At 49.4% G+C, this 7,153-nt stretch carries 7 protein-coding genes and 1 riboswitch; all 7 genes read left to right on the top strand.

From position 1 onward, the window contains the following. A partial coding sequence (locus ACLTD4_RS15835; RefSeq protein WP_412331412.1) for a carbohydrate ABC transporter permease occupies positions 1-680 on the top strand: 680 nt, incomplete at its 5' end. Positions 681-690: 10 nt separating this feature from the next. Further along, the gene (locus tag ACLTD4_RS15830; protein ID WP_055653258.1) at positions 691-2,028 is read left to right on the top strand and encodes a sulfatase-like hydrolase/transferase; all 1,338 of its coding nucleotides are present in this window, start codon (positions 691-693) and stop codon (positions 2,026-2,028) included. A 291-nt stretch (positions 2,029-2,319) separates the two neighbouring features. Continuing rightward, positions 2,320-3,348 (top strand): DUF6709 family protein, encoded by a 1,029-nt coding sequence (locus ACLTD4_RS15825; RefSeq protein WP_117622005.1) that lies wholly within the window; start codon positions 2,320-2,322, stop codon positions 3,346-3,348. 56 nt (positions 3,349-3,404) lie between these two features. After that, positions 3,405-4,163 carry a hypothetical protein gene (locus tag ACLTD4_RS15820; protein ID WP_055653260.1) on the top strand — a complete coding sequence of 253 codons (759 nt, stop codon included), beginning with the start codon at positions 3,405-3,407 and terminating at the stop codon, positions 4,161-4,163. Positions 4,164-4,205: 42 nt separating this feature from the next. After that, positions 4,206-4,287: riboswitch (Fluoride riboswitch) on the top strand. A 115-nt stretch (positions 4,288-4,402) separates the two neighbouring features. Continuing rightward, positions 4,403-5,581 carry a cation:proton antiporter gene (locus tag ACLTD4_RS15815; protein ID WP_117622006.1) on the top strand — a complete coding sequence of 393 codons (1,179 nt, stop codon included), beginning with the start codon at positions 4,403-4,405 and terminating at the stop codon, positions 5,579-5,581. A 382-nt stretch (positions 5,582-5,963) separates the two neighbouring features. Further along, complete coding sequence (locus tag ACLTD4_RS15810; protein ID WP_117622007.1) at positions 5,964-6,359, top strand: hypothetical protein; 396 nt, start codon at positions 5,964-5,966, stop codon at positions 6,357-6,359. Continuing rightward, positions 6,337-7,038 (top strand): LytR/AlgR family response regulator transcription factor, encoded by a 702-nt coding sequence (locus ACLTD4_RS15805; protein WP_117622008.1) that lies wholly within the window; start codon positions 6,337-6,339, stop codon positions 7,036-7,038. The genes ACLTD4_RS15810 and ACLTD4_RS15805 overlap by 23 nt, the downstream gene beginning before the upstream one ends. The last annotated feature ends 115 nt before the right edge of the window (positions 7,039-7,153 follow it).

The following is a 7,153-nucleotide window of genomic DNA, read 5'->3' as shown; positions in this document are numbered from 1 at the left end:
CCACGCTGGCCAATTACAAGGGGATTTTAACCGACGGAAAATTCCTGATTTTCTCTAAAAATAATATTATCGTCTCGGGAATTACCACACTGGTGACGCTGACGCTGGCAGTGCTGGCGGCCTATGCATTTTCCCGGTACCGGTTTAAAGGCGACAAGTTCGTGATGATGCTGTTTCTCTCAACGCAGATGTTTCCGGCCATGACGCTTCTAATCGCGCTTTACAACATGTATTTCCGTCTGGGCCTGTTAAATACGTATACGGCGCTGGTTCTGGCCTGCTCTACCAATGCGCTGCCCATGTCGGTATGGATTCTGAAAGGCTTTTTTGATACGATTTCCAAGTCCCTGGAGGAGGCGGCTTACATCGACGGCTGTTCCAGGGGAAGAACCCTGGTGCAGGTGATACTCCCGCTGGTTAAGCCGGGAATCCTGGCTGTGGGCCTGTATTCCTTCCTGATTTCCTGGGAAGATTTCCTGTGGGGCTTAACGCTGGTGAATAAGACGGAGATGAGGACGCTGGCCTCCGGTATTGCCATGACGTACCTGGGGGAATACAACTACGACTGGGGCCGCGTTATGGCCGCCGCCGTGGGAGCCGCCGTTCCGATTCTCGTGATCTTTATTTTCCTTCAGAAATATATGATTGCCGGTCTGACGGCCGGTGCGGTGAAAGAATAGGAGGCAGTTTATGAAACAGAGACAGAACATTGTATTTTTCTTTTCCGACCAGCAGCGGGCGGATACGCTGGGCTGCAACGGCCAGCCGCTTCCCGTATCGCCCAGGCTGGATCAGTTTGCCTGCGGGGACGCGGTGAATTTTGCCAATGCTTTTACGCCCCAGCCAGTCTGCGGACCGGCCAGAGCCATGCTCCAGACGGGACTGTATCCGACACAGACCGGCTGCTACCGCAATGCGGTTTCCCTGCCGCCCGGCCAGAAGACGCTGGCTAAATATCTGCGGGAAGCCGGATACCGGGTGGCTTACGTGGGGAAATGGCATCTGGCATCCGATGAAGATGAGAACCATTATGAGACGGTTCCGGTGCCGGCCGAGAGGCGCGGCGGTTACGACGACTACTGGATGGCGGCCGATGTGCTGGAATTCACCTCCCATGGATACGGCGGATATATCTTTGACAAGGACGGAAATAAGCTGGAGTTTACCGGATACCGGACCGACTGTCTGACGGATTACGCGGTGCGCTATATTGAGGAGTATGAAGATGAGAAACCATTTTTCCTGATGGTTTCCCATATTGAACCGCATCACCAGAATGACCGGGCCGATTACGAGGGGCCGGACGGAAGCCGGGAGCAGTTCGCCGGATTTGTCCCGCCCCCGGATCTGGAGCCTGGGAAGGGAGACTGGGAACGGTTCTACCCCGATTATCTTGGCTGCTGCCACGCCCTCGACCGGAATTTTGGCCGCGTCGTGGATGCGCTGAAGGAGAGGGGGATCTACGACGATACCATGGTGATATACGGCAGTGACCACGGCTGCCATTTCCGCACCCACGCAGATGAGGTGGCGGAAGGCGGATATGATGACTATAAACGCAACAGCTTCGAGGGAACCATACACGTTCCGCTGCTGATCAAAGGGGCTGAATTTGAAAAGGGAAAGCGGGAGGAGAAGGTGGTAAGCCTTTTAGACCTGCCGAAGACGATTCTGTCTGCCGCCGGATTCGATACAGAGCTTCTGGAACTCCAGGGGCGGCCGCTTCAGGAGGCGTGTAATCCTGACTGGGAGGAGGCAGTCTATATCCAGATCAGTGAGAGCTTTGTGGGCCGCGCACTGCGCACAAACCGGTATAAATACGTGGTTCACGCTCCGGACCGCGATCCATGGAAGGAGAGCGGAAGTCCGGTTTATAAGGAAAAGTATCTGTTTGATCTGGTCAATGACCCGTTGGAAAAGGTGAATCTCGTCGATGACGGGGCGTATGAAGAGATAAAGAACGCGCTTAAGGAGAGACTGACCAGCTTCGGTGAGGAGGCGGGAGAAGCGTTTATCGTAGAATGTTAGTTGGATATTTCAAGTGAATTGTCAAGGCGGCAGGAGAGCGGGTGAGTTCTTTTGCCGCTTTTTTCATGTAATAGGAAATTGCTCCTGTTACATAAAAAGACCTCCGGGCAGGATGCGCACTTCGCGCCAGGGACGAAGCGTAAAACTACTTTTAAACATAAAATCAATCATTTCAGACAGGAAAAACACCAGAATTCGGAATATCTGTTATACTTGAATAGAATAATTGTACGGCAGAGTATAGTATTAACATATGCAATTTAAAAGTACAAGCGCAGGAGGAAATGAAGTATGGAACAGAACCATGGCAGGAACAGCCTGTTGGAAAAGGAACTGAAGAAAGGCGTTGTTAAGTCTACCGCTCCAATCGGACTGATTATAACGGCCCTTGGTCTGGGGATCGTGATGATAGTTGGAAGCTATCTGATCAAATATATCCGCGGGCCGCTGCCGCTGAATGAAGTTTATAACACCGAACAGGTTAAAAATGAATATGTGACGCTTCATGTTCAATATGTGCTGGACTCATTTATGGAAACCTACAAGACGCGCAGTGGAATCAGGACGAAGTCCGATACCTATTATCTCATCCTGGATGAGGAGCTGGGAGCCATACCGGTGCGGTCCTCCGTTTCGAGAAGTGAAGAGCTGGAACGGATTATGGATGAAACCTGGGATTATTTGAATGGGGTCCGCGAGGCGCCGCCTCAGGGAAGCACCATTACCGGAACCATGAAACGAATGAAGGATGAAGGCGAAAAGTATTACCAGAGAGCTCTGGATTACTACGAGCTGGAGGGCGGCGGCGGGAATTACTACCTGTGGGATGGACTGCTGGACAACCAGACGCCGGACAGCGCCATGATGACGACTGCTTTGGGCGCTGTCCTTATGTGCCTGGGACTCTTTATTTTGTCCCGGCTGCTCAAGAAAGGCCACATAGAGAGTATCCAGTCATTTTTAGACAGTCATCCGGAGGTAACCAGGGATTATCTGGAAGCGGATTTCCAGAGCGCGGAAAAGCTGGCCGGCCGCTTCTGGGTCGGGAGGTATTTTACCTACGGGGCATACGATAAACCGGAGATACTGTCTAACGAAGAGATAACCAGGGCGTGGTATCAGGTGAGAAGCGTTGGGAGAAGTTCCGTTCAGGAACTGGTATGTCTTACCAGAGACGGCAGGGAACACAGCTTCTCCATGAACCAGAACACAGCGAATCAGGTTATTTCGCAGTATCAGGCTATTAATCCTGAGCTTGCAAAGAAGATGGGACTCCGCGACAAGGCCGTAATGAACGGCGGCCTGGAGGAAAATTCATGACAATATACGGCATTTCCGTGGAGAAAGCCATCAGCAGGAGATAAGGCGGCAAAAAAATGGAAGATTATTTTAAGCGTATGAATGAGGAATACATAAAGAAGAATTACCCGGAGAGATCCGTTTTTAAAGCATACAAGAAAAGCATGGGAAGCCGCGGCAGGACCGGCTGTATTATTATGGGTCTTTTTATGGCAGGAGGTCTCGCAGGGCTGATCTGGTCCGTCCGGAAGACTCTGGAATTTATGCAGTCCGGGGATGAAGACACTATGAAGGTTGGGATTGTGATTGGGATCTTTTTCCTGATCGTGACGCTGTTATTCGGAGGGATTCTCTTTCTTGTGACAAAGGATATGAGAAGAAGCATGGAAGAATGGATCAGCAGAATTGCCGCAGCAGGTGGCTGCAGCGAGGGAGAGATGCGTGAGTTTGATAACCAGGCTGTAGAGCCAGACAGTCTGATCGTAAATCTTCTGGGAAAGATAAAGGCAGTAACAACAGGTCAGAAAAGCGGCATACTTACCAGGGATTATATTGCGCTTTACAACAGCGGCAGCCTTGGCGTATTAAAAGTCAGCCGGATCACAGGTGCGTACTTAACGGACAATGTCTATGATGTGAAAGTAGGCAATTCCATAAAACAGGCGCATTATCTGACGATAAATCTCATCACTGCGGATAAAAAGAACATTTGGGCGGAAACCTCCAAGGAAGCAGGCAGAGCACTGCAGGCCATTCTGATGGAACGCTGCCCGGAGATCGATACCGCCGGTGGGGCAGTGCTGCCGGAGTCAGAGATTGCGATGATGAAGAGATAGTGTTTGATAATCCACTTGCATTTCCGGCCTCTGTCTGCTATACTGTTACCCGGGAATGAGGTCTCCCATGGTAGTGTGATATTTACCAAAACCGCTTATGACAGCTGATGGCTTCTGCATTGTGCAGGAGTCACCAGCTTTTTTTGTGTCTGTCCTGCAGGTCAAACACGCCCTGAGGGGCAGCCATTTTGCAGTGCTGCGGGCGGAAACAAAATACAGGAATTCGGAGGTTGCAACGTATGCTTACAAGTTTATCACTGGTTTTTCTTCTGGGAATGCTGCTCAGCCGGGCATTTCAGAAAATCAGGCTTCCCGGGCTGCTGGGAATGCTGCTGACGGGTATGATTTTAGGGCCATATGCCTTAAACATGCTGGATGGATCTATTCTGGGTATTTCGGCGGATTTGCGTCAGATTGCGCTGATCATTATCCTGACGCGCGCCGGTCTGTCCCTGGACATTCAGGATTTAAAAAAGGTAGGGCGCCCGGCCGTGCTCATGTGCTTTGTGCCGGCCTGTTTTGAAATAATGGGAATGATCCTTTTGGCGCCGCGACTTCTGGGAATCTCCGTATTGGACGCGGCCATCATGGGAGCTGTGGTGGGAGCTGTGTCTCCGGCCGTGATCGTTCCGAAAATGCTGAATCTGATGGAGAAAGGATACGGAGTTAAAAAGAGTATCCCGCAGTTGATTCTTGCCGGAGCATCGGTAGATGATGTGTTTGTCATTGTTCTGTTTACGGCGTTCACCGGGCTGGCGCAGGGCGGAACATTTTCACCGGCCAGCATCCTGTCGATTCCGGTTTCCATTGGAACGGGTATCGCGGCCGGCGGACTGGCCGGGATCCTTCTGGCACTGTTCTTCCAAAAGGTTCATATCCGGGATTCTGCCAAGGTGGTGATTCTCTTAAGCATCTCATTTCTGATGATTGAACTGGAGAATCGTTTGAAGGGATATGTGCCTTTTTCAGGTCTGCTGGCAGTTATGAGCATCGGCATTGCCCTGCAGAAAAAACGGTATGAGGCGGCGGCCCGTCTTTCCGTCAAATACTCCAAGCTGTGGGTGGCCGCTGAAGTATTGCTGTTTGTTCTGGTGGGAGCAACCGTAGACATCAGCTATGCACTGAAGGCTGGAGCCGCGGCCGTAATTTTGATTTTCGGCGTTTTGATTTTCCGTATGGCGGGCGTTTTTTTCTGTCTACTGGGGACGGATATAAACCGGAAGGAACGGCTTTTCTGCATGATTGCTTATATGCCGAAGGCGACGGTCCAGGCTGCGATCGGCGGGGTGCCCCTGGCTATGGGACTGGGCTGCGGCAAGATTGTTCTTACGGTGGCCGTGCTTGCGATTCTGATCACTGCGCCGCTGGGAGCGTTTGGCGTCGAACAGACGTATAAGCGGCTGCTAAAGGCTGACTAAATGAGGATTTGAAAGGCAGAACCGGTATGAGGGGCAGGATTAGAGGAAATGTGGCCAGGATAGGATACAGTAAATAGAAAGAAAAATGGAATTGTGATGCTTTGCGGTAAATCGAAAGATTTCCGCAAAGCATTTTTGTTTTTATGGAAGTTTTAAATCTGTGAAATTAAAATTCCCAACATCCACCCTTCTGTTTTTCCGGTATACAAATTTTATCCTAAGAAAATGTATTAATTAGAAGTAAAACATTTAAAAGTAATATTTACTTATAAATATGGTGTAATCAGATAAAATATATAATATATGAAATGTTGACACAAAATTAAAAAGCTGATATTCTGAGAATAAATTGACAGATCTATAATTATACAGGGGTGTATTTATGAAGAGAATATTGGGGTTTTATATTCCGGATAAGGAAGAACGAAGAAAACGGGATGATGAAGTGCTGCATCGTTATTTCCGCTACGGAGCAAAGCACAGGGACAGGATAGGAGAGCTTTTAGAAGAACTGATTCCGGGAGAGAAGCGTGAACATCTGATTCTGTATTACATGCAGATCAAAGACCGGCTGGAAACAAACGAGGCGCGGACTTTTGAGGAGGCGGTAAAGCAGATCAGGCGTAAGTATATTATTATTTCAGCAAATGATTCAGTAAACCGATATTACAAGGCGGTCATGGAAGCGGATGCGGCGATTCATGAGGATCTGTGCTTTCCATGTGCAGACGAGATACGAAAGATGGTTGAACAGGATGGGAAAAATTATACTGTATGATCCGGAAAGACGGCTCGCTGGACTGGGAGATTCGTTTCCGGCCGGAGAAACGGCGGAGCACAGGACCTTACATACGTTTACGGCAGAAGACCAGCTGCTCTTTTACTTAGAAGAAGTGGACGAGGATGTGGATATTCTGATTGTAAATCTGGTGCGGCAGAAGGATACGGGAGCAGGGCTTGCAAGAGCATGCAAAAATAGAATTCATCATTTAAAGCTTGTACTGGTGATTGACCGGCTGGAATGGCCGGAGCATTTATTCGAACTGCAGCCGGACTCTCTGCTTTTCTTTCCCCTGGATCAGGATGATTTCCAAAGAACCATTCTCCGCCTGGAACAGATGGCGCAGCAGGAGTACAAGCGGTGCCTGACACTGGTGACGAAAGGGAAGATCTACCGGATCCCATACCAGAAGATTCTGTATGTGGAGAGCAGGGGGCATCAGCTCAGCGTAAAGACATGGGAAGAAGAGATACGGGCTTATGGAAAGCTGGATGACCTGCTGAAGCGGCTGCCGCCGTATTTTCTTCACTGTCATAAGAGCTACCTGATTAATTCAAACTACGTCCGGCAGCTGGAGATGTACCGGATACGTCTGGAGGGGAAAGAGGAATGGATCCCCGTCAGTCAAAAATATTATAAGATAATCAAAAATACCCTTCTTGCCGAGGCAGAATGATAAAAATGATGTTTCCGCCCTCGATTTTGCAAAACCCCCCATATAAAAATAACAGGATATATAATGACAACAGAATATAGTTTACCGAGGTTAGTAAATAAAGTTTACTTACTAA

It is taken from the genome of Hungatella sp., from assembly GCF_046966825.1.
This window is presented reverse-complemented; position numbering and strand designations above follow the sequence as displayed.